This is a genomic window from Mesorhizobium shonense (genome assembly GCF_040545255.1).
Taxonomy (GTDB): Bacteria; Pseudomonadota; Alphaproteobacteria; order Rhizobiales; family Rhizobiaceae; genus Mesorhizobium; species Mesorhizobium shonense.
Window position 1 is genome coordinate 478929 of the sequence record NZ_JBEPLM010000002.1, and the last position, 23040, is coordinate 501968.

General features: G+C 63.5%; 19 protein-coding genes. 8 read left to right on the top strand and 11 right to left on the bottom strand.

Annotated features, from left to right (window positions below; all coding sequences use genetic code 11):
- Positions 1 to 90: 90 nt before the first annotated feature.
- The 8 genes from ABID26_RS07745 to ABID26_RS07780 form a co-directional block, all read right to left on the bottom strand.
- A complete protein-coding gene (locus ABID26_RS07745) occupies positions 91 to 1770 on the bottom strand; it encodes a formate--tetrahydrofolate ligase (protein ID WP_354414777.1) in 1680 nt (559 codons plus the stop codon).
- A gap of 314 nt (positions 1771 to 2084) precedes the next feature.
- Positions 2085 to 3209, bottom strand: coding sequence for a DUF2333 family protein (locus ABID26_RS07750; RefSeq protein WP_292298846.1), 1125 nt, complete (start codon positions 3207 to 3209; stop codon positions 2085 to 2087).
- Positions 3210 to 3225: 16 nt separating this feature from the next.
- Positions 3226 to 4530, bottom strand: a complete 1305-nt coding sequence (locus ABID26_RS07755) for a DUF6638 family protein (RefSeq protein ID WP_292343592.1) — start codon at positions 4528 to 4530, stop codon at positions 3226 to 3228.
- A 115-nt stretch (positions 4531 to 4645) separates the two neighbouring features.
- Positions 4646 to 5062, bottom strand: coding sequence for an endonuclease domain-containing protein (locus ABID26_RS07760; RefSeq protein WP_245460324.1), 417 nt, complete (start codon positions 5060 to 5062; stop codon positions 4646 to 4648).
- Positions 5063 to 5163: 101 nt separating this feature from the next.
- Positions 5164 to 7074 (bottom strand): AAA family ATPase, encoded by a 1911-nt coding sequence (locus tag ABID26_RS07765; protein ID WP_354414781.1) that lies wholly within the window; start codon positions 7072 to 7074, stop codon positions 5164 to 5166.
- A 22-nt stretch (positions 7075 to 7096) separates the two neighbouring features.
- Positions 7097 to 8242 (bottom strand): hypothetical protein, encoded by a 1146-nt coding sequence (locus ABID26_RS07770; protein WP_354414784.1) that lies wholly within the window; start codon positions 8240 to 8242, stop codon positions 7097 to 7099.
- Positions 8243 to 8276: 34 nt separating this feature from the next.
- Entirely contained in the window at positions 8277 to 9365 is a 1089-nt protein-coding gene (locus ABID26_RS07775; RefSeq protein ID WP_354414786.1) for a hypothetical protein, read from the bottom strand.
- Between the two features lie 241 nt (positions 9366 to 9606).
- Complete coding sequence (locus tag ABID26_RS07780; RefSeq protein WP_292298841.1) at positions 9607 to 10218, bottom strand: thymidine kinase; 612 nt, start codon at positions 10216 to 10218, stop codon at positions 9607 to 9609.
- Positions 10219 to 10451: 233 nt separating this feature from the next.
- Between ABID26_RS07780 and ABID26_RS07785 the strand changes: the two genes are divergently transcribed.
- The 5 genes from ABID26_RS07785 (at position 10452) to ABID26_RS07805 (ending at position 14886) form a co-directional block, all read left to right on the top strand.
- Positions 10452 to 10595, top strand: a complete 144-nt coding sequence (locus ABID26_RS07785; protein WP_292298839.1) for a hypothetical protein — start codon at positions 10452 to 10454, stop codon at positions 10593 to 10595.
- Positions 10595 to 11530, top strand: coding sequence for a choline ABC transporter substrate-binding protein (locus ABID26_RS07790; RefSeq protein ID WP_292298837.1), 936 nt, complete (start codon positions 10595 to 10597; stop codon positions 11528 to 11530). The genes ABID26_RS07785 and ABID26_RS07790 overlap by 1 nt, the downstream gene beginning before the upstream one ends.
- 119 nt (positions 11531 to 11649) lie before the next feature.
- Positions 11650 to 12504 carry a choline ABC transporter permease subunit gene (gene choW, locus ABID26_RS07795; protein WP_292298836.1) on the top strand — a complete coding sequence of 285 codons (855 nt, stop codon included), beginning with the start codon at positions 11650 to 11652 and terminating at the stop codon, positions 12502 to 12504.
- Positions 12501 to 13682 carry a choline ABC transporter ATP-binding protein gene (gene choV / locus ABID26_RS07800; RefSeq protein ID WP_292298835.1) on the top strand — a complete coding sequence of 394 codons (1182 nt, stop codon included), beginning with the start codon at positions 12501 to 12503 and terminating at the stop codon, positions 13680 to 13682. Before choW ends, choV begins: the two co-directional genes overlap by 4 nt.
- A 166-nt stretch (positions 13683 to 13848) precedes the next feature.
- Entirely contained in the window at positions 13849 to 14886 is a 1038-nt protein-coding gene (locus tag ABID26_RS07805; protein WP_292298833.1) for an MBL fold metallo-hydrolase, read from the top strand.
- 311 nt (positions 14887 to 15197) lie between these two features.
- Here ABID26_RS07805 and ABID26_RS07810 read toward each other — a convergent pair whose 3' ends face one another.
- Positions 15198 to 17264 (bottom strand): BTAD domain-containing putative transcriptional regulator, encoded by a 2067-nt coding sequence (locus tag ABID26_RS07810; RefSeq protein WP_292298831.1) that lies wholly within the window; start codon positions 17262 to 17264, stop codon positions 15198 to 15200.
- A 172-nt stretch (positions 17265 to 17436) separates the two neighbouring features.
- On the opposite strand from ABID26_RS07810, the gene ABID26_RS07815 reads away from it, so the two are divergent.
- Together ABID26_RS07815 and ABID26_RS07820 are read left to right on the top strand one after the other, a co-directional pair.
- Positions 17437 to 18522, top strand: coding sequence for a PLP-dependent cysteine synthase family protein (locus ABID26_RS07815; protein ID WP_292298829.1), 1086 nt, complete (start codon positions 17437 to 17439; stop codon positions 18520 to 18522).
- 80 nt (positions 18523 to 18602) lie between these two features.
- On the top strand, positions 18603 to 20084 hold the full coding sequence (locus ABID26_RS07820; RefSeq protein WP_292298903.1) for a pyridoxal phosphate-dependent decarboxylase family protein: 1482 nt from the start codon (positions 18603 to 18605) through the stop codon (positions 20082 to 20084).
- A gap of 21 nt (positions 20085 to 20105) precedes the next feature.
- Here the strand turns inward: ABID26_RS07820 and ABID26_RS07825 are convergent, their stop codons facing one another.
- Positions 20106 to 22130 carry a BTAD domain-containing putative transcriptional regulator gene (locus ABID26_RS07825; RefSeq protein WP_292298828.1) on the bottom strand — a complete coding sequence of 675 codons (2025 nt, stop codon included), beginning with the start codon at positions 22128 to 22130 and terminating at the stop codon, positions 20106 to 20108.
- Between the two features lie 160 nt (positions 22131 to 22290).
- Here ABID26_RS07825 and ABID26_RS07830 point away from each other — a divergent pair, with 160 nt between their 5' ends.
- Positions 22291 to 22527: a hypothetical protein gene (locus tag ABID26_RS07830; protein WP_292298827.1), complete on the top strand. Its 237-nt coding sequence runs from the start codon at positions 22291 to 22293 to the stop codon at positions 22525 to 22527.
- A gap of 20 nt (positions 22528 to 22547) precedes the next feature.
- Here the strand turns inward: ABID26_RS07830 and ABID26_RS07835 are convergent, their stop codons facing one another.
- A complete protein-coding gene (locus ABID26_RS07835) occupies positions 22548 to 22916 on the bottom strand; it encodes a YciI family protein (RefSeq protein ID WP_292298825.1) in 369 nt (122 codons plus the stop codon).
- Between the last annotated feature and the right edge of the window lie 124 nt (positions 22917 to 23040).

Here is a 23040-nt window from a genome sequence, read left to right on the forward strand (position 1 = left end):
CACAGTCGGTGGCCGGCATCAAGAAGGTCGTCCAAGTAAAAAGGGCGCCGCGATGAGGCGGCGCCCTTGGTCATTGTGTTCGAGCAATGCTTAGAACAGGCCTTCGATCTGACCTGCCTCGTTGAGGAAGATCTTTTCCGAGGACGGCGCCTTGGGCAGGCCCGGCATGGTCATGATCTCGCCGCAGATGATGACGACGAAGCCGGCGCCGGCCGAGAGTCTCACCTCGCGCACCGGCACGGTGTGGCCGGTCGGCGCGCCGCGCAGGTTCGGGTCGGTCGAGAACGAATACTGGGTCTTGGCCATGCAGACCGGCAGGTTGCCGTAGCCGGCCTGCTCCCAGGCATGCAGCTGGTCGCGGATCGACTTGTCGGCGATCGCCTCGTCGCCGCGATAGATGCGCTTGACGATGGTGTTGACCTTCTCGAACAGCGGCATCTCGTCGGGATAGAGCGGCGAGAACTGCGAGGCGCCCGATTCGGCGATCTCGACGACCTTCCGTGCGAGGTCCTCGATGCCGGCCGAGCCTTGCGCCCAGTGCTTGCACAGGATCGCCTCGGCGCCCTGCGCCTTGACGAAGTCCTTCATCGCCTGGATCTCGGTTTCGGTGTCGGTGGTGAAGTGGTTGATTGCGACGACTGCCGGGACGCCGAACTGCTTCACGTTCTCGATGTGGCGGCCGAGGTTGAGGCAGCCCTTCTTGACCGCCTCGATGTTCTCCTTGCCGAGGTCTTCCTTCTTGACGCCGCCGTTCATCTTCATGGCGCGCACGGTGGCGACGATGACGGCTGCCGCCGGCTTCAAGCCCGCCTTGCGGCACTTGATGTCGAAGAACTTCTCGGCACCGAGATCGGCGCCGAAGCCGGCTTCGGTGACGACATAGTCGGCAAGCTTGAGCGCCGTCGTGGTGGCGACGACCGAGTTGCAGCCATGCGCGATGTTGGCGAACGGGCCGCCATGCACGAAGGCCGGGTTGTTCTCCAGCGTCTGCACCAGGTTGGGCTGGATGGCGTCCTTCAAGAGCACCGCCATGGCGCCGTCGGCCTTGAGGTCGCGGGCATAGACCGGCGACTTGTCGCGGCGGTAGGCGACGATGATGTCGCCGAGGCGCTTCTCGAGGTCATTGAGGTCGGTGGCAAGGCACAGGATCGCCATCACTTCCGAGGCGACGGTGATGTCGAAGCCGGCCTCGCGCGGGAAGCCGTTGGCGACGCCGCCGAGAGAGCAGAGGATCTCGCGCAGCGCCCGGTCGTTCATGTCCATGACGCGGCGCCAGGCGACGCGGCGGATGTCGATGCCGAGCTCGTTGCCCCAGTAGATGTGGTTGTCGATCAGCGCCGAAAGCAGGTTGTGGGCGGTGGTGATGGCGTGGAAGTCACCGGTGAAGTGGAGGTTCATGTCATCCATCGGTACGACCTGGGCCAGGCCGCCGCCGGCGGCGCCGCCCTTCATGCCGAAGTTCGGGCCGAGCGAGGCTTCGCGGATGCACACGATCGCCTTCTTGCCGATGCGGTTCAGGCCGTCGCCGAGGCCGACCGTGGTGGTCGTCTTGCCTTCGCCAGCAGGCGTCGGGTTGATGGCGGTGACCAGGATCAGCTTGCCGTCCTTGTTGCCCTTGACCGACTTGATGAACTCGGCCGAGACCTTCGCCTTGTCGTGGCCATAGGGCAGCAGATGCTCGTTGGGGATGCCGATCTTGGCGCCGATCTCCTGGATCGGTTTCTTCCTGGCGGCACGCGCGATCTCGATGTCGGACTTCACTTCGGCCATGACGGCTTTCCTCTGGAATAGTCGGTGGAGGGGAGGGGTTCGATCATTCGTGCATGCTCGAAACGCCGCCCGGATGCAAGGGCATGTTCTAACCCTGTCGCTGTCACGGCGTCAACTTCCATGCAACTATGTTTCCTGTTAAGAAAGAGATTGCTGTTCCAAGCTGACCTTCCCAGGGTCTTTGGCGCCCGGTCGTTGCGCCGTATAGAAGCCAGAGCGGGGATCGCTCCGCCGTCTCAAAACAGCCGCGCAATGCACGGAATGCGACAGAGGCGACGGCGCAAATCCGCCAGCGCCCGGCTGTGGCCGCAGCGTTACTGGCTGAGGACGTTGCTGATCTCGACCATATTGGAGCGCACGCGCAGGATATAGAAGCCCATGGTCGTCAGATGCGTCGGCAGAAGCCAGCCGTCCTCGCGGCCGTTGGCGATGATGAAAGGCTGGATGCGCAGCGCCGAGACGAACTGGGCGTCCATCGTGTCCCACAGGTTCTGCAGGTGCTTTTCCTTGATCACATCGTCGAAATCGGCCTGAGCGCCCTTCATCAGGCCGTAATAGCCGTAGAGCTGGCCATAGGCGAACCAGAAGCGGTCGTCGGCGCGGAAGTCGAACCAGCCGTCATTATGGTTCTCGGCCCGTTCCTTGAGGATCGCCGAGGTCGAGCCAATGTCGGAAGAGATGCGGTCGATGTACTGCTTCAGATTGTCGGCACGGGCATCGAACGTCGCCTGGCAGGTAGCAAGGCGGGCATTGAAGGAGCGCAGCTTGCGCACCGCGTCGCGGTAGTAGCTCGGCGTCGGCGTCTTCGGACCGAACGGGTTGAGGCCGAAATACCAGGTGTATTCATCGAACTGCAGGTTGCCGCGCGCGTCCTGCAGGTCGGCGTCGATCTGCGAGGTGGTGCGCACGCGCCCGAGATTGTCGGCAAGCTCGGTCGCGGTGCGGCGGACCGCCTGGTTGATGCCGCGCTGGAAGGAGGCCTTGTTGTCCATCCAGGGCGTATGGTCCCAGTCGATGCCGAACAGGCCAAGCTTGTAGAGGATCATCGACGAGATCCAGGCATTCTGGTTGACGTTGAAGTCGGTTAGATCCGCGGCCACCTGGGCGATCGCCGAATTGCCGCAGGTCTTGGCGGTGTCGGTGCCGGCGCCGGCCGAGACCTGCTCGCCGGCCGACACGTTGCGCTTCTCGAAGGTGTATTTGTCGGGATAGTTCGGGTCGAAATTGTTCCACCACTGGGTGGCGTAGAAGAAGTTGGCATAGAGGCCGATCAGCACCAGAAGGGCGAGGCCGACCACGGCCTTGAGGATCCAGCCGCGCTGGCCGTACCACCGGCCGACCCACATGAACGGCCACAGGATGATGCCGACGACGAAGCCGATGCCGCGGCCGATCAATTGAAAAACCTGGGTGAAGAAATTCACGATCGGATCAAGCATGGCTGTCGTCACCCCCTCAGTCAGTCAAGCCGTAAAGGCGCGCGCGGAACGCCGCCTTATCCTTCAGATATGTGGTTTTCAGAACGTCCACAACATGCGATCGCCAGGCGTCGCTGAAGCCGTCGAAGTCCTTGTAGAAGCCTGGTTTGTTGAAGACGTAGCGCGAGACGAAGTCCTGCGGCACGAAATCCGAGATAAGCTGGTTGGTGAGCCAGGCATCGTGATGATCGGGCCTGGCGCGCACGACCAGGAAGCGCTGGCGCGGCGGCACATCTTCCAGCTTCAGGTGACCGAACTGGGCGATCTCGCGCTTGGCGGCGTTGAGGAAGGGGAAGTTGCCGTCGCTGGCGATCAGGTCGGCATGGCCGTGGATCCAGGTCTGCAGCCAGACCTTGTCGACATCGGTCAGGTTGCGGTTGGGCTCGGCGTCGCGGATCAATGCCCGCACCACCATCTCGGCGCGATGCTCGAGATAGCCCGACGCCTCGATCCAGGAAGCGCGCGGCAGGTCCAGCCGGCCAGTGGCGGCAAGGAAGCGGAATACCTTGTCGGCGTCGTTGATCGACAGATAGCTCACCTGCCAGGGCCGCGAGCGGCGGAAGCCTGGGGCGGAGGGGTCGCTGATCACCGTCGTTATGTCGGGGTCGACGAACACGTAGAGCCCGCCGAAATGGCTGGTCCAGTAGGCGTTGTGGCGGAAGATCACCTGGTCGGGGACCAGCGCGTTCTCGCGGATGTCGCCGCAGACCTTGGCGAGATCGACCATGCGCTCAAGCATGGCGTTGTCGCGCCAGGCGTCGGGCTCCTGCTTCAGCCGGTCGACGAGCTTGCCGAGCTCGGCCGCCTTGCCCAGCACGTCCTCGGCCGACAGCACCTTGAACTCGACCTGGTTGATCGACAGCAGGTCCTCGATGTCGTTGACCTTGGGGACGGAATCCTCGATCTCGCCGTAGATGACATCCTTGATGGTCAGCGCGTCGATGGCGCGCTGGTTCTTGGACATGAACTCGAACATCAACTGCGAGGTGTTGGAGAAAGCGGTGTGCACCACCGGCAGGTCGATCTGCGACGGCGTCAGGATGATGAAGCGGCGATTGACCTCGTTGGGATCGAGATAGTCGTAGTCGCCGCACTCCTCGGCGACCTCGGGCGAGAAGCCGGTGCGGTCAATCTGGAAGCTCTTCAGCTTGGTAGGCTCGAGGCCAAAGGCGACAAGCGCCTTGTTGTAGCGCTGGATGAGATGCGGCTCGTCGACGGCGAGCAGCCTGCCATAGATCAGCTCGTTATCGCGCAGGAGATCGGGTTTCTTGGCGGAGGTCATATGCGCGACCCCGCGGGGTTTTCCTGTATGGACGAAGGATAGAGCGCCAACGCTGGCGACCCCCTCTCCCCGTTCTTCACGGGGAGAGGGTAAGGGTGAGGGGCAGCGCGAACCGTCAAGGATATGTCTCCCCATAACCTTCGGCAGCAAAAAATCGAAGGTCGTGCGTATCGATGTGGCGCTCTAAACGCTGCTCGACGGCCGCCAGTATGGTCTCAAGCACGGCCTCCCTTTCTTTCAAAACGTCGATATTCCAAAAGCGGAGGATGGACCAGCCGGCCGACACCATGAAGCGATCGCGGATCTGATCGCGTTTGTTCGCGAAATGCTGGCTCCCATCGACTTCGACTACAAGTTGGCATTCCCTGCAAGCAAAGTCGGCGAAGTAGGGACCGATAGGAAATTGGCGCACGAATTTGTTGCCGTTCAGCCTGCGGTCACGCAGTTCGATCCAAAGTGCGTTTTCGGCGTCATTGTCTGACTGCCGCAATCGCCGCGCTCGCTTCGTCGTCTCGATTACCGGTCCACGCACGGCGCTGCCCCTCACCCTTACCTCTCCCCGTGAAGGACGGGGAGAGGGCGGCGCCGACGTTGGCACCACATCCTTCCGCACTCGCGGGCAGCGAAGAAAGCCTACGCATTCCACAACCCCTTCTTCTTCAATTCCTCCATCTCGCGCGCGGCGCGCTCGCGCAGACGCGCGTCGCGCAGGAGCTTCTCCACCGCGGCGTCGTCGGACTTGTCGGAATAGCGGAATTCGGAATCGGCGTAGCGGTTGATCTCCTGCATGACCATGTCCATCGAAAATGGCCCGCGCAGTTCCTCGATCATCGCCTTCTTGTCGTCGTAGCTCTTGTGCATGAAGGCTTCCGGCTTCTCGAACCAGTCGTCCGGCAGCTCAATGTCCATGGCGCGCATCTTGATGGCGTCGGTGACGTTCTTGATGGCGCGGCCGGTGAAGCGCGGCTCGGCGTCCTTGATCATGTGCAGGTAGGTGCCGATGTCGGCCATGGTCTTGGGCGCGCCGTTCTCCTTCATGTAGCGCTCGTACACCTTCATTAGCCCGTCTTCCTGCGGTTTCTCGTGCTCCTCATAGGCTTCGGCGACGGCACGCTGGATCTCCTGCGCGGCATAGAGCTCGTGGTCTCCAAGCGGGATCTTGTGGTTCTTGCCGGCGAGCAGCACGAAGATGTCGATGTAGTCGTCGCGCGTTTGCGGTCCGTCGACCAGCCAGCGGGCGCCGGCGCGCTGGCGCAGCGCATCGTCGACATTTTCCGGATAGTTGGAAAACATGCCGAAGGAGCAGTTGCCGCGCACCACGGTGGCCGCACCTGCAAAAGCATCCATAAGCACGCCGGTAATCTCCTGCTGGCCGGCGGACGCGCGATCGTCGGAGCGGCGCGCCGCCACCTGGTCGATGTCGTCGATGGTGCCGAAACCGATGGCGCGCGGATTGAGCACATTGTTGATGAACTGGCGGCAGTTCTGGCCGGACTTGCCCTGGTAGGACGAGATCTGGTCGACGCCGAAATTCTCGTAGGCGAAGGGGTAGCCGGCCACCTGGCAGTAGCCGTTGACGAGGCCGGCGATCATCTGGATCAGCGTCGTCTTGCCGGTGCCCGGCGCGCCGTCGCCGATGAAGGTGAACAGGAAGCCGCCGAGCTCGACAAAGGGGTTCAACTCGCGCTCGAAGTCGTAGGCCATCAGCATCTTGGCCAGCCTGACCGACTGGAATTTGGCGATGTGATTGCCGACGACCTCCTCCGGTTTCTTGAAGGTCATCACCAGCGGTTTCGAGCGTTTGCCGGGCGCGACGTCGAAGCCGTCGAGGGTGAAGTCGTCGACGTCGATGCGGATGTGCGCGTTCTCGAACGGGCCGATGCCGTCGAAGCGGCCCTTGCGCGCCAGGAGCCCGTCGATGGCGACGCGGGCGAAGGCGCGCCCCCGCGTCATCAGGTCGGCGTCATCCTTCGAGCCGGCAATCGCCTTGTCGAGGCCGGCCACGATCGACTTCACCGCGTCCTGCGGCGTGTCGAACAGAAAGTCCGGCTCGGGAATATCGTTCGGCGCCTCACCGTCGCTGTCGATCAGCTGGAAGAGGTAGGAGGCGAGGCTGAAGGCGGAAATGTAAGCCGCGGCCGACAAAAGTTTCTTGAAGGCCGCGGCCTCATCGCCTTCGAGCGGCGCGCGGGCGTTCTTGGCCTGCAGGCTTTCGAGGTCGGAGCCTCCGGCGAAGACATCCGATACGGCAAGCGCGATCGCCAAGCCGCGCCGGGCACGGAAGAGGAGCATGTGCTGCGGGATGGTCATCAACTGGTCGTCGGGATGGACGGCTTGAACCGTTTTCGACAGTTCGACCTCGCGCGTGCGGCGCACCGAGCCGGTCGACACGGTCGAGACGAAACGACGGTTGGTGCCGGCAAGCGGCGTGCCGGATTCCCGCGACGGATCCTCCAGCACGACGATGCGGGTGATGAAGCTCTGCGCGGTGGCGCGGTGCTTTTCGATTGCCGCTTCCGAGATCGTGGTCAGCCCGGTGTCCATCGAGGGTGCTCCGCGGTTGAAATCAGACGTCGCTGATGACCTGCCCCTTGGACAGGATGTGGACCTTGTAGCCGGAAAAGATCTTTTGCGCCTCGCCGGCGGCGTAGAGCGCCTGATAGGCCTCATGCGGGATCAGCGCATGGTTCTCGTAGCTCGACACGCCCTGGCGCGCCGCCTCGAGGTCGTCGGTGTTGATGAAGAATTCCTGCGTCGTCTTCTCGCTGGAGAACAGGCCCTTGCGACCGGGCTTCTCGGCCTTGGAAAAGACTTCCTGGATGGTCCAGGTGAGCAGCCAGGCATTTTCCGGCTTGCGCACCTTTGCCAGTACCTCGGTCACGGTCGAATTGTTTTCGGTGATGCCTGCGGAATAGAAGGGACCGAGCACGACGCGCCTCAACTGCTTCGGGTGCAACGGCTCGAAATCCTTGTCGAGATTGACCGCGATGGTTGCGGGCGAGAGGGTATAGGCCGAGTTCTTCTCGGTGAAATCGTCGAAGCGATGGGCAAGCTCTGGGTTGAGCAGGCCGTCGACGGGAAGCGGGATGTCGACCCGCTCATTGAGCTTGCCGTTCTCGTCGACAAGCTGGCGCACCATGCTCTCGGAGGAGTCCTCCACTGTCACCATGTAGACCAGCGGCAGGTTGGCGCTTCCGTCGAACGAGGCCCAGTGGACGAGGTAATAGGGCCGCAAGGTTTTCGGATTGACCGAGACCTTCGCCGTCTGCGCCAGGATGAAGGGACCGAAGGTCGCCTCGCTCTTGACGTCTTCCAGATAGAGCCGCTCGGCCATCGACTTCTGCAGCGCCGCGGGAAACTCCTTGTGGCGCAGAATGAAGTCGGCCATCTCCTCGCGCAGCTCGCCGGCCTGCGGAATGTTGGCGAGCCGTGCGTCGGCCTGACGGCGGTCGTTCTCCAGCTCGAGCAGGTTCTGGAAAACCGGATAGCCGCTGTCGGCGCGCGAGATACGGAACGTGTCCATGAAGCCGAGCCGGTTGCGCCAGCAGGAAAAAGACTTGTCCAGCCGGGCGATGTATTCGGCGACGATCCTGGCGACGATGCCATGCCGGTAGAGCGGCGAGCGGTCGTCGCGCATGAATATTTCCAGCCCGCTCAGCGCCGCTGTGATAGCGGAGAAGTAGCGCGCCGCCGCTTCATTTTCGGGGGTCATGGCACTGCCCTGGAAGAAAATGCCGGCACGCCGCCTACTGCTGCACGTAGTTGGCGGAATTGTGCTTCTTCATCACCTCGTCGAATCGGCGGGCGAAGGCATCGTCGGCGAGCTTCTTGCGGCGCTGGATGTCGGCGCTGGCCACCATGTTCTTCTCGTGCATTTCGAGCAGGTCGCCGATGTGCTTCTGGGAGGCGGCGCCGATGCCGGCCATGGTTTCCTCGGCGGTGTTGTCGACCTGGCTGCCAAGCGTGTTGATCTTGTGGGCGACGTCCTGCTGGGCGGCGGTCTTCAGCGAGTCTTCCAGCGCTTTGTACAGCACGATGCGCTGCTCGGTATCTATGGTCAGCTTGTTGATCAGCGTCGACTGTGCCGCGATCTGGTTGTTGAGGGAATCCACGAACGTCTGGAACATCGAGGTGTAGCGTTCCAGCGTCTGGCTTTCGGCGAGCAGCTCCTGCTCCTTGGCCTGCTTCTCGTTGTATTCGGTCGCCATCTTCGAGCGCTCGCCTTCGAGCTGGGTGCGCTCCTTCTGGCTGGTCGAGGCGGCGATCTTGTTCTCGATGTCGAGCAGCATCGGGTTGAGCTCCTCGATGCGCTTCTGCACCGCCTCGAGATTGGCCATGGTCGCCTTGCGGCGCTCGATCACCTGCGACAGGCTGGCCTCGGAGGTCTTGTAGCGCTGGTCGAGGATCTGCTTCTGGGCTTTGAGAATACCGACGATGGTATCGGATTTGGCCAGCAGCTCCTGCAGGTTGCCGGCCAGCGACATGTTGCGCACGCGGTCGGTACGCATGCGCTGCTTGCGCTGTGCCGAGAAGACGCCGACGAAATTTTCCCAGCCGGTATAGTTCTTCATGCTCTCGAACTCGGCGCCGAAGACGTTGGTGGCGTCTTCCAGCCCGATGATCAGGTCGGCGATATTGCCTTCCATCACCTTCTGCTGCTTGAGCACGTCCTCGATGCGGGCGTTCTCGATGTCGAAATTGGCGTCGCCGATCTTCTTGTCGGCCTGGGCGAGCGTGTCGAGCACTGTGCCGGACTGCTCGATCTTGGTGCGCATGTCCTCGACGACTTGCTTGGTCTTGGCAATTTCGGCATCGAAATTCTGCAATGTCGCCATAGGGGCCTCCCGCTTCGGCATCCGGTTTCGTGTCGCACGTGGCGGCGAATATATGTGGGGCCTCAAGGGATTGAAAGACGGAAGACAAGGAGAAGCGCCAAAACAAAAGAATTGGTTGGTCCCTTGAAAGACAAGGCAAGCATGCTCAAGGCGCGAGTAATGCGCATCGCCTTTAAGCAGCTTGAACTGATATGCTTAAGCTATTGTTTTTGCGCGGCAAGGCCGTCGGCAGGTCTCCGCCTCAATTACGGGCAAAACCGATGAAGTCATCGGGCGCGGCCCGGCCCATTTCCTCTTCCCAGTGCTGGCGACAGAGTGAGACATAGACGTCCTTGCCGATCGCCACCTGCTCGCCCTGCTTGGCCACCTTGCCGTCGGGACCGAGGCGCACGACCATCGTCGCCTTGCGGCCGCAGCGGCAGATGGTGCGCACTTCGCGCAGGTCGTCAGCGATGGCAAGCAGCGCGCGCGAGCCGGAAAACAGCTTGCCCTGGAAATCGGTACGCAGGCCGTAGCACATGACCGGGATGTTCAGCCGGTCGGCGATGCGGGCAAGCTGCCAGACCTGCTCTTCCTCCAGGAACTGCGCCTCGTCGACGAATATGCAATGCACGGTCGTGTGCTCGTGATGCTCGGCGACGCGGGCGTAGAGATCGTCGCCGTCGCGGAATATCTCGGCCTCGGCCTCAAGACCGATGCGCGACGAGATCAGTCCGGTGTCGCCCTTGCGATAATGGCCGGCGACGAACAGCATCGTCGTCATGCCGCGTTCGCGGTAGTTGTAGGACGCCTGCAAGAGCATCGTCGTCTTGCCGGCATTCATCGTCGCGTAATTGAAGTAAAGCTTGGCCATGGCGCCCTTTTTGGAGTGTGTCGATATTCAGATGAGGCCGGCCTGCAAATCGCGGCTTCCTGCGCTTCCGGTGCTCACGTACTTAAGTACGCTCCGCTCCGGTTCTCGGAACCCACCATTTTCGGCTCGGCCTGACCTGAATTTCGACACACCCTAAGCCGAGTTGCCGCGGCACTGGGAGGGGGCGCCAGCGCCGTCCACTAAAAAAGCCGCCCCACCGGAAAGGCGTGGCCATGTCGCTGAATGGCCAGCGCGCGCCGTTCATCGTGATGTGGCGCCGCTTGAAACCACTTCAAAATGGTGTTTGGCTGACGAAACAAGGCGGTCGCAAGAACCGTGACTTCGAGCCGCCTCGAATTGCAATGGGAGAAAGTTAATGTCGCGTATGAAATCTTTCGTCGCCGGCCTCGGCCTGGCGGCGCTTCTGTCTACGACCGCCGCCTATGCCGGCGACCCGGCGAGCTGCAAGGCGGTGCGTCTGTCCGATGTCGGCTGGACCGACATCCAGGCGACCACGGGGCTGGCCTCGGTGCTGCTCACCGCGCTCGGCTACGAGCCGCAGGTGATCCAGCTTTCGGTGCCGGTGACCTATGCGTCGCTGAAGAACAAGGACCTCGACGTCTTCCTCGGCAACTGGATGCCGTCGATGACCAATGACATCAAGGACTACACCGCCGACGGCTCGGTCGAGACGGTAAGCACCAACCTGACCGGCGCCGGCTACGGCATCGTCGTGCCGACCTATGTCGCCGATGCCGGCGTCAAGACGCTGACCGATCTCGGCAAGTTCAAGGACAAGTTCAACGGCAAGATCTACGGCATCGAAGCCGGCAATGACGGCAACCGCATCATCCTCGACATGATTAAGAACCCGAAGGACAACCTCGAGGGCTTCGAACTCGTCGAGTCGTCGGAAGCCGGCATGCTGACCCAGGCCGAGCAGTCGATGAAGAACAACGAGTGGATCGCCTTCCTCGGCTGGACCCCGCATCCGGTTATGGGCGCCATGAAGATCACGTACCTCGAAGGCATGGGCGACAGCGGCTTCGGTGCGGCAACCGTCTACACCAACGTGCGCAAGGGCTACACCACCGAGTGCCCGAACGCCGGCAAGTTCATCTCCAACCTGAAGTTCAATCTCGACATGGAAGGCGAGATGATGGACGCGATCCTCAAGGGCGGCGACGCCCAGACGGTCGCCACCGACTGGCTGAAGAAGCATCCGGATGCGATCACGCCCTGGATCGCCGGCGTGACCACCTTCGACGGCGGCGACGCGGCGGCGGCGGTCAAGACCGCGCTCGGGAGCTGAGCAAGCCTTGAGTCCGGCATGATCTCCGGAAAAGGGCAGCCACTGGAAAAGGCTGCCCTTTTTCATATGCTGAGAGAAGAGGACCGTACGGCAAGTGCGGCGGGTCAAAGAGGGGAAAGATGGATCCGATCTCGAAATTCCTGGTCGCCTACAAGATACCCATCGGACCGTGGGGCAAGGCCTTCTTCGGTTTTCTTACCGACAATTTCGACACTGTTTTCAGAGCCTTCTCGAACGGGCTGAACTTCATCCTCGACGGCGCGGTGGACCTCCTGCTCATAGTCCCGCCGGTGCTGCTAGCCCTGGTCGTCGCGGTTATCGCCTGGTTCCTGCAGCGTTCGCGGCCGCTGGCCATCGGCGTCTTCATCGGCCTCGTCTTCATCATCAACCAGAACCTGTGGAAGCAGACCGTGGAGACGCTGGTGCTGGTGGTTGCTGCCGCCGCTGCCTCGATGGCTATCGGCGTTCCGCTCGGCATCTGGGCCGCGCACAAGCCGAAGGTCTACCGCTTCATGCTGCCGGTGCTCGACCTGATGCAGACGCTGCCGACCTTCGTCTACCTGATCCCGGTGCTGACCCTGTTCGGGCTTGGCAACGCCCCCGGCCTCATCGTCACCATTATCTTCGTCATTCCGACCCCGGTCCGTCTCACGCATCTCGGCGTCACTTCAGTGCCGAAATCGATCGTCGAGGCAGGTGAGGCGTTCGGCGCCACCAAAAGACAACTTCTCTGGAAGGTCGAGCTACCTTCAGCCTTGCCCACCATTATGGCGGGCCTGACGCAGTCGATCATGCTGTCACTATCGATGGTGGTCTTCGCGGCGCTGATCGGTGCCGGGGGCCTCGGCACTGAAATCAACCGCGCGCTCGGCTCGCGCCGGATCGACCTCGGGCTCGAGGCTGGCCTTGGCATCGTCGTGCTGGCCATCGTGCTCGACCGGATGACGCGCATCGGCGTGGGAGGCAAGAAATGACCGTCGCGGTTGACTTCAGGAACGTCGACATCGTCTTCGGCGCCGATCAGGCGGGCTCGCTTGCAATGATCGACAAAGGCGCCACGCGCGCCGAGATCCTCGAAAAGACCGGCAATGTGCTGGGCTGCGCCGGCGCCAACCTCACCGTGCATGAGGGTGAGATATCGGTGCTGATGGGCCTTTCGGGTTCCGGCAAGTCGACGCTGCTCAGGGCCGTCAACCGGCTCAATGTCGTGTCGCGCGGCCAGGTGCTGGTCAAGGACGGCGACCGCACCGTCGATGTCGTCACCTGCGACGAGGCAACGCTTAGGCGCCTGCGGCAGAAGCAGGTGGCCATGGTGTTCCAGCAATTCGGCCTGCTGCCGTGGCGCACGGTGGAGGAGAACGTCGGCTTTGGCCTAGAGCTTGCCGGCGTGCCGGATACCGAGCGCAAGACGAGGGTCCAGAAACAACTGCAACTCGTCCATCTTGACCAGTGGTCGAAGAAATACGCGCATGAGCTCTCGGGCGGCATGCAGCAGCGCGTCGGTCTCGCCCGAGCATTCGCCACCGAGGCGCCGATTCTGTTGATGGACGAGCCGTTCTCGGCGCTCGATCCGCTGATCCGCACCAAGCTGCAGGACGAGCTCCTGCAACTCCAGGCGGAGCTGAAGAAGACCATCATCTTCGTCAGCCACGACCTCGAGGAGGCGCTGAAGATCGGCACTCACATCACCATCATGGAGGGTGGGCGCATCGTCCAGACCGGCGCGCCGGAAGATATCGTGCTCAGGCCCGCCAACGACTATGTCCGCGACTTCATCGCCAATGTGAATCCTCTTTCGGTGCTGACGGCGTGGAACGTGATGCGCGACCGCCGCGACCTCGAACAGGGCGAGAACGGCTGGGTCTGGCTCGACCGGCGCAAGACGACGCGCTTCAAGATCGACGAGCATGGCCTGGTGGCGGCGGCCGAACGCCACGGCGAGCCGGCAGTGTGGGTGTCGTGCGCCGATGTCGAGCGCCGGCCGGAGGAGGGGGCGCAGGTGTTCTGGGCCAATCCCGGCACGTCGCTGAAGACGGTGATGCTGGCCATGCACCGCTCGCAGACGGCGCCGGTGGCGCTGTTCGACGAAGGCTCGCGTTTCGTCGGCGCGATCGGCATCCGGGACGTGCTGAGCGCGGTGCTGAGGCGATAGCTTCGGCCTTTGGTTTTGATGCATGTCCTTTTCCCAAAACCGCCGCGCACTTTTGGGCGACATGCATTAAATCAAGCATGAAGTGTTCGCTGGCGGGCACCTCATGCTTGTTTTAGACTTACCTGACTGACGGCCGGGCTGGGCCGCTGACGCATGGGGCCGAGAAATGATCTTTCGTCAGCTCTTCGATTCCGTTTCGGGCACCTACTCCTATCTGCTCGCCAGCCGCCGGGGCGGCGAGGCATTGATCATCGATCCGGTGCTGGAGAAGGTCGAACGCTACCTGCAGCTGGTCAACGAGCTCGACCTCAGGCTGGTCAAGGCGGTCGACACGCATCTCCATGCCGATCACATCACCGGCCTCGGCGCGCTGCGCGACAGGACGCATTGCGTGACCGTGATGGGCGAGCAGACGAAGGCCGACGTCGTGTCGATGCGGCTTGCCGACGGCGACAAGCTCGCGATCGAGGGGCTGGCGCTGGACGTCATCTACACGCCCGGCCACACCGACGATTCCTACAGCTTCATCCTGCCGGACCGGGTTTTTACCGGCGACACGCTGCTCATTCGCGGCACCGGCCGCACCGATTTCCAGAACGGGGATCCGCGCCAGCAATATGAATCGATCTTCGGCCGACTGCTCAAGCTCCCCGACGAGACGATGATCTTCCCGGCGCATGACTACAAGGGCGAGACCGTGTCGACGATCGGCGAGGAAAAGGCCTTCAATCCCCGCCTGCAGGTGAAGTCGGTCGACGAGTATGTCGACATCATGAACAATCTGAAGCTGTCCAATCCGAAGATGATGGACGTCGCGGTGCCGGCCAACATGCGGGTGGGGCTGCATCAGGACGATATCGCCAGCCGCGGCTGGTCGGTGACCGCCGAACAGGCGCTGGCTCTGGTCGGCCGGCCCGATGTGGCGCTGATCGACCTGCGCGAGCAATCCGAACGGGATCGCCACGGCGTCATCCGCGGCGCGATCCATCTGCCTTACACGCGACTGCAGGAGAACATCGCGGCCGGCGGCATGCTGCATGAGCTGGCGAAGTCGACAGCCAAGCAGATCCTGTTCTATTGCGCGTTCGGCGAGCGTTCGGCGATGGCCGTGCAGGCGGCGCAGGACGTCGGGATATCGAGCGCCCGCCACATACAGGGCGGCATCGATGCATGGCGGAAGGCGAGCGGCCCGCTGATGCATTGAAGCGCGTCGCCCAATCGCGTCGTCTTGGGGCGGAGCAAGGAGCGAGGCGACGCAGCCTAAGACTCCAGGATCCTGTGTGGAGGGTGAGATCGGCAGCGATCCTTCGCGCCCCCCCTCTGTCCTGCCGGACATCTCCCCCACAAGGGGGAGATTGGCAGCTTTGGCGCTTGGCTCAATCCTGCGACGTTTGCGATTGGAGAAAGCCGTGGTGAAGTCCGATCTCCCCCCAAGTGGGGGAGATGGCCGGCAGGCCAGAGGGGGGCGCTGTCCCGCCGGCCTCTCCGAGCGCTCATGGCACCGACCGCCAAGGCTCAATGCAACCCGATGAGCTTGGCTCCGCTGCGGAACAGGGCTTCACCGTCCCGGTCGAAGCGGAAGGTGGCGATGAAATCGTCCGCCCGATAGTCAGGCCATGTGGTGCGGATCGCGGCAGCAAAATTCCGCGCCTCGTGCCGGCGGCCGGCCAGCGCCAGGCAGTGGGCCGTGATCGCGAGGATGATGACATGGGCATTGGGCCGGGCCGCCGCTTTCAGCGCCCATTCCGCGGCCTCATTGTATTCGCCCAGCCGCGCATGGGCCATGGCGCGCGCGCCCATCATGCCGAACAGCAGCGGATCGAAGGGGCTGAGATGGCGCGAGTGATCGGACGAGCCGATCGCCAATTGCGGATCGCCCGACTGCGAGTGGACGAAGGACAGCGCATAGTGGCCGAGCGCGAAATTCGGGCTGAGGTCGACGGCCTTTGCCAGCTCGATCAGAGAGTTGTCCTGCTCGCCGCGCAGCCACAAGGCGCGTCCCATCGCCCAGTGCGCAGCCGGATTGCGGTCATCGACCAGAAGGCTGTGACCGGCGGTTTCGAAAGCCAGCGCCGTCTCGTGGTCGCGATCGCCCCAACGCTGGAAGGCATTCTGCCAATGGGTGAAGGAAAGCCCGGCATAGGCGCGGGCGAAGGTCGGGTCGAGCTTCAGGGCGTCGTTGAAGAACTGCTGCGCCAGGTCGTTCTCCTGGCGGGTGAAGCGGTACATGTGCCAGAGGCCGCGATGATAGGCCTCCCAGGCATTCAGCGAATTCGGTGCCTTCAGCATCGCGCGGTTTCGCTCGACGGTCGCAATCTCGGCGGCGATCGAGGAGACGATGCTGTTGCCGATATCGTCGATGACGACAAAGATTTCGTCCGGCCTGTGCTCGAAGGTCTCGGCCCAGACGATCCGCGCGGTGCGGACCTCGACGAGCTCGACCGAGACGATGACCCTGCCCGAAAGGCTGCGGACCGAGCCGGTCGCCACATAATCGACATTGAGCCGCCGGCCGGCATCCTCTGGCGCGATGTTCTTTTCCGCGAGCGCGAAGGCCGAGCCGCGCGCGATGACGAAGAAATCGCGGAGCTTGGCGAGGCGCGTGATGATGTCGTGGGTCAGGCCGTCGGCCAGCCCGCCGCGGAAATTGACGGTGCTTTCCGCAAACGGCATCACCGCCAGCGAGGCCCGGCGCGACGCGGCGGGTTCGAAATCGACGGCAACGATCGGCGGTTGCGGCGCCAGAAAAGTTGGTCCGGACCGGGCGCATGGCGTCGCGCTGATGTTGCGGGCTCTAATCTCCTGCCATGCCTCGCGCAAGGGAGCGACATCCAGCTCCTCGGAGCGAAACAGCTCCGCGGCGGTGGCCAGATGTTCCTCGCCAGCGCCGATCTGGCCGCGCCGCGCAAGGTTTTCCAGCAACGCCACATGCGCTCGCCCGTCGAACGGCGCGAGTTCCAGCCATTTGTCCAGATAGGCGCCGGCTTCATCGGCTCCCTGCGCAAGAAGGGCGATGATATGCTCCAGAACGGCGACATGGCATGAGCTGAAACGGCGGCGTTGTGCGGTCAGCCAGCTGGTGAAATGCGGGCTCCGATCGAGTTCCAGCCCGTCGAGGAAATCGCCGGCGAAAAGTTGCGCCAACGCTCGCAGGCGTCCGAGGCTAAGCGTCTCGATCCCTTCGGCTACCGCCGCGGCGGCGGCGACGGCATCGACATTGATGTCGGCAAGGCGAAGCGCCACGGTGTCGCCTTCGGTCTCGATCCTGTGCAGACCCGGTTCGTCGAGGGCGCCGCGAAGCTTGCTCAGGCACCAGCGAAGCTCGCCGCGCGGATCGTTGGGCACATCCCATAGAAGCTCGCAGAGCCGGCTGCGGCTGACGGGATGCGGCGCGAGCGCCAGATAGGCCAGCAGCGCGCGCAGCTTGCGCGAGGAGGGCAGCTTAACCGGCTCGCCGTCACGGGCAATCGCCAGTTGCCCAAGCAGTCGCACGGACAAGCCGGCGGCGGTTTCGTTCAGGCTCGATCGGGTGGATTCCACGTATGTTTCCACGCTCTCTCCAACGCTGACCAGCTGGTCCATGTTCTATCACCAAAGACGACAGGAAGCATCCGGCAGCCTCATTCCGTGCCGGAATGCCGCCGTTGCCGCATTCGCGGCTGGTCAAGCAACCTAACTCGGCAAGGTGTCGAAACCGCGCCGCCCAAGCCGCCGGTTTGTAACCGGCACGTGAGATACCGAGGAGAAAAGCCCCATGTTGCAGCAGTTGAAGATCAGGACCACCGCCGGTCGCGGCCGGCTGTTCGACAGCATCCTCGACACGGTCGGCGACACGCCGGTCATCCGTATCAACAATCTCGGTCCGACCCATGCGACGATCTATGTGAAGGCCGAGTTCTTCAATCCGGCAGCCTCGGTCAAGGACCGGCTGGCGCTCAACATCATCGAGGAGGGCGAGCGCAGCGGCAAATTGAAGCCGGGCCAGACCGTCGTCGAGGCGACCAGCGGCAACACCGGCATCGGCTTAGCCATGGTCTGCGCGCAGAAAGGTTATCCGCTGGTGGTGACGATGGCCGACAGCTTCTCCATCGAGCGCCGCAAGCTGATGCGCATGCTGGGCGCCAAGGTGGTGCTGACGCCGCGCGCCCAGAAGGGCTTTGGCATGTACAAGAAGGCGGTGGAACTCGCCGAAGCTAATGGCTGGTTCCTGGCCCGCCAGTTCGAGACCGAAGCCAATGCCGCCATTCACGAGGCGACGACGGCGCGCGAGATCATCAACGATTTCGCGGGTTCCAGGCTCGATGTGCTGGTCACCGGCTACGGCACCGGCGGCACGGTCGCCGGCGTCGGCCGGGTGCTGCGCCGCGAGCGGCCGGACGTCAAGATCGTGCTTGCAGAGCCGGCGAACGCACAGCTTATCGGCAGCGGCAAGGGACAGGAGCGCGGCGCCGGCGGCGCGCCGGCCGCCAGCCATCCAGCCTTCGAGCCGCATCCGATCCAGGGCTGGACGCCCGATTTCATCCCCAACGTGCTGCAGGAGGCGATCGACCAGCACTACTACGACGAAGTCGTGCCGATCCCCGGTCCGGAAGGCATCAAATGGGCGAAGGCGCTGGCGCAGCAGGAGGGCATCTTCACCGGCATCTCGGGCGGCGCCACCTTCGCCGTGGCGCGCCAGATCGCCGGAACCGCTTCGGCCGGTTCGGTGATCCTGTGCATGCTGCCCGACACCGGCGAACGCTACATGTCGACGCCGCTCTTCGACGGCATCGAGGCGGAGATGGATGCCGAGGAGACGGCGCTGTCGCGCTCGACGCCAAGCTGCCAGTTCGAAGCCTGAAGAAAGGCGCGGCGCTGCCGTCCCATCGGGTCGGCGGTGCCGCGGCCGATTTCGCAAGTGGATGCCTTGAGGGAGCAATGATGGACACGCTGCAGGAAGCCATGGTCTCGGACGAAACGCTCGATCCGCCGGACTGGAGCGATATGCAGGCGCTGTCGCACAGGATCATCGACGACGCCGTCGCTTATCTCAAGAACGTCCGGGACCGTCCGGTGTGGCGCGAGATGCCGGCCGATGTCCGCAGCTTCTTTTCGGCGCCGGTGCCGCACGAGCCTGCGTCCATTGCCGATGTGTATGACGATGTGGCTCGCAATGTGATGGCCTATCCGATGGGCAACATCCATCCGCGCTTCTGGTCCTGGTATATGGGTTCAAGCAATTTCACCGGCGCGCTCGGCGATTTCCTGGCGGCGATCCAGGGCTCGAACCTCGGCGGCGGCAACCACGCCGCCGGGCTGATGGATAGCCAGGTGGTCAATTGGTGCAAGGAGATGGTGGGCTTCCCGGCCTCGGCCGGCGGCACGCTGGTCAGCGGCGGCTCGATGGCCAACATCATCGGCCTGACCGTGGCGCGCAACGTCAAGGCGGGCGTCGACGTTCGTGAAAGGGGCGTCGGCGCTATCCCAAGGCCGCTGCGCTACTATGCTTCGGACCAGGTCCATTCCTGCCATCGCAAGGCGATGGAAGCGCTCGGCCTCGGCAACCGGGCGCTGCAGCGCGTCTCGACCGACGTCGATTTGCGCATCGACGTCGATGCGCTCAAGACGGCCATCGCCGAGGACCGCGCGGCGGGTTTCAAGCCGGCCTGCGTGATCGGCACCGCCGGCACTGTCAACACCGGCGCGATCGACGACCTCCAGGCGTTGGCAGGATTGGCCGCCGAGGAGGACCTCTGGTTCCATGTCGACGGCTGCATCGGCGCTCTGATCGCGATAGCGCCTGAAAACGGATCCCTTGTCGCCGGCATCGAGCAGGCGCATTCCATCGCGCTCGACCCGCACAAATGGCTGCATGCGCCGTTCGAGGCGGGTTGCGCGCTGGTGCGGGATGCGTCCGCCCACCGCAACACTTTCGCCGTTACCCCGGAATATCTGGAATCGACGCCGCGCGGCCTCGCCTCAGGGCAATGGCTGCACGATTACGGGCTTCAAACTTCGCGTGGTTTCCGCGCGCTGAAAATCTGGATGGCGCTCAAGGAGCATGGGGTCGAGAAGTTCGGCCGGCTCATCGACCAGAACATCGCCCAGGCTCGCTATCTCGCCGAATTGATCGAGGCGGAGCCGGCGCTCGAGCTGACGGCGCCGACCACGATCAACATCGTCTGCTTCCGCCACCGCCTGGATGGGGCATCCGAGGAACGGCTCAAGGCATTCAACACCGAGATCATGCTGCGGCTGCAGGAAGAAGGTATCGCCGCCTTGTCCGACACCACCGTGCGCGGCCGGCATTGCCTGAGGGTGGCAATCACCAACCACCGCACGCGGCGCGACGATCTCGATCTGCTGGTGCGCGAGACGCTGCGCCTTGGAAAGGAAGTCGAGGCTGCAACGCTGGCGGATTGAAGACGATGCACCAAGACGTGTCTATTCGGGCAGGCCGGCCAGCCGCAGCGCCTCGGCATATTTGGCGAAATAGGCCGGCCTGATATGGCCCGCCACGTGTGTGAGGTTGGCAAGCTTCAGGTCGGGGTCGAGCGCCAGCGCGCGCGCGATATGCTTGCTCGCGGCATCTAGCCTGCCGGCCATGGCGTTGCTGGCGGCCGCGACGCGCAGGCCGGTGAGATAATATGGCTGCGTGCGCGATGCCGCCTCTGCGAGCGGCCAGGCGACGTCGTAGCGGCCGGCCACGAAATGGGCGAAGGCGGTGCAGGTCTGCATGAAGAAGGTCAGCGGATCGAGCGGGCTCAGCCGTCTTGCCCGCGACAGGTGCTCGATGGCGATGTCAGGATCGTCGTAGCAGGACTTGAGGTAGCCGCTGGCGCACCAGGCGGTGGCGCAGTTCGGGTTCAGCACGAGCGCGCGGTCGGCCAGTGCCGAGGCGGCCTCGTAGTCGCCGGTGACATAGCCCAGCGCCAGGCCGCTGAAGGCCAGCGCTACCGCGTCGTCATGGCCGGAGATCGCGACGTTGCCGACCAACCGGGAAACCTCGGCGGTCTCCTTCTGCCGATCGGTCATCCAGCGATTCGCCATCCGCCAGAAATAGCACCAGGCGGCAGCGCCCTCCGCTGCGGCAAAATCGGGGTCGAGCGCGACGGCCTTGTAGAACTGCGGCAGCGCCTCCTCCTGCCCCTCCCTCGTCCAGCGGTAAAGGCTCGCCATGCCACGCAGATAATGGTCGTAGGCGTCGAGGCTTTCGGTGGGCTTGCGTTTGGCGCGCGCCATCTCGGCCTGTTCGAGCCTGGGCGAAATCGCGCCGACGACGCTGGAGGCGACGAGGTCCTGCAGTTCGAACACCTCCGAGACATCGCCTTCGAAGCGATCGGCCCACAGACTCACCCCCGCCGCCGCCTCGATAAGCTGGCCTGCCACGCGCAACCGGCTGCCGGCCTTGCGGACGCTGCCCTCCAGCACGTAGCGCACTCCGAGTTCCCGCGCCACGCGCGTCACGTCGATCGCCTGGCCCTTGTAGGCAAAGGCGGAATTGCGCGCGATCACGAACAGCCAGTTCACATGCGACAGCGCCGTCGTGATCTCCTCGACAACACCGTCGGTGAAATACTCCTGTTCGGCGTCGCCGCTCATGTTCTGGAACGGCAGGACCGCGATCGACGGCTTTTCCGGCACTGAAACGGCAGTACGCGGCGGCTCTGCTCTCGCTTCGAGGCGGGACAGCTCGACCTCGGGCGGGCCGCCGTCGGCTATCGGCTCCTTCAGGCTCTCCATGTTGGGCATCTCTGAGCGTTCGACCAGCGCCCGCGTCGCTTCCTCGGGCTCGACGCCGAGCTCGCGCTTCAGCGCTTCCTTGCAGACCAGGAACTGACGGAAGGCATCGTTGGTCTTGCCGCGGCGGCGGAAGATGCGGATCAGTGCACGGTGGGCCTGCTCGGCGCATGGGTCGAGCGTCACCAGCCGTTCGGCCAGTGTTTCGCAGGCCTGTACTTCGCGCGAATCCAGCTTCGGCAAGAGGCTCAGCCGCTCTGCCAGGTCCAGAGCCTTGCGGGTATAGTTCGCCCGATGCGGCGCGAGCCAGTCTTCGATCTCGCCAGGAGATGACAGCCCATCGAGCAGGTCGCCCCGGTAGAGGTCGGCCGCTGTCGCGAGGGTCGTGCCGTCATCGGCCTCAATCTTCCGGTCGAAAATCCAGATGTCGGCCTCGTCGGCATTCGCCGCCAGCCAGATGGTATCGGCATTGCCTTCAATGCGAATTGCCTCGTCGCCGGTGGACGGAAACAGCCGCCTGATGTCGACCAGGGCCTGGCGCAGGCTGTTTCGCGCCTGCTGCTCGCCGCTGCCAGCCCATAACATCGCTGCCAGCCTCTCGCGGCGAAGGCCTCTGGGGCCGGCCAGAACGAGCGCGGCAAAGAGCAGCGACGTCTTGCGCGTCGCGAAGTGTAGAGGTTTCCCGCCTGCGGAGACAACCTCGATGCCACCAAGCAATCGGATGTGCACCCTGGCCCCCGTGAAAAAGCCTTGGGTAGAATATCACGTCCCGCCGCCGACTTAACGGCGATTTAGCGCGGTTTTTCGTGCCGCTTCACACCCGCATGAACATTGGCAAAGCGCGCCGGTGGGACATTGCCCTCGTGAGTTCGAACGAGGGAGAATGACAATGACCTACATCGGCCTCAGGACCTTCCAGCCAACCTCCCGCTTCGCCGGCACGCTCGCCACCCATATCGCGACCGTCTTCACCGGGTTCCGGCGCCGGTATCAGGCTGCCATGCAGCGCAGGGCTTTGGCGGGCCTGTCGATGCCGGAACTGAAGGATTTCGGCTATCCGGTCGATGAGGCCCCCGCCGATGTCGCGGCTCGCGGCCGCATTACCAGGAGCCGCCCGCCGCGGTGAACTCGTCACTTTTCCTGGAATCAGGCCAGCGGCGCGCCCGGCAGATAAAGCATGATCGGACGGATCTCGTAGACGGCGGTGGGATTGACGCGCTTGAGATCGCGCGCCACCGCAACCGCCTCGTCCTGGTTCGCGCAATCCAGCACATAGAGGCCGAGCAACTGCTCCTTGGTCTCGGCAAACGGACCGTCGATCACCATGCCGTCGCCCGGACCGCGCAGCGTGACCGCTTTCGCTGTATCGCCCAGCCTTGCCGCCGGTCCCAGCTTGCCGGCGCGGGTCAGCCTGTCGTTGATCTCGAGCAGGTCATTCATGAGCGCCGCATCCTCGTCGGGCGTCCAGGACTGGACGGTCTCTTCGACGTGATAGGCGAGGATTGCGTAGAACATGGCTCGGTTCCTCGTGCATGACCCCGAAAATCCGAATCGATTTTGCGTCGCTGGCCTTCGGTTGGGAAAAGATCATGCACCAAATTGAAGTGCTACAGCGTCCGCGTCCAAGGGGACGCGCGGC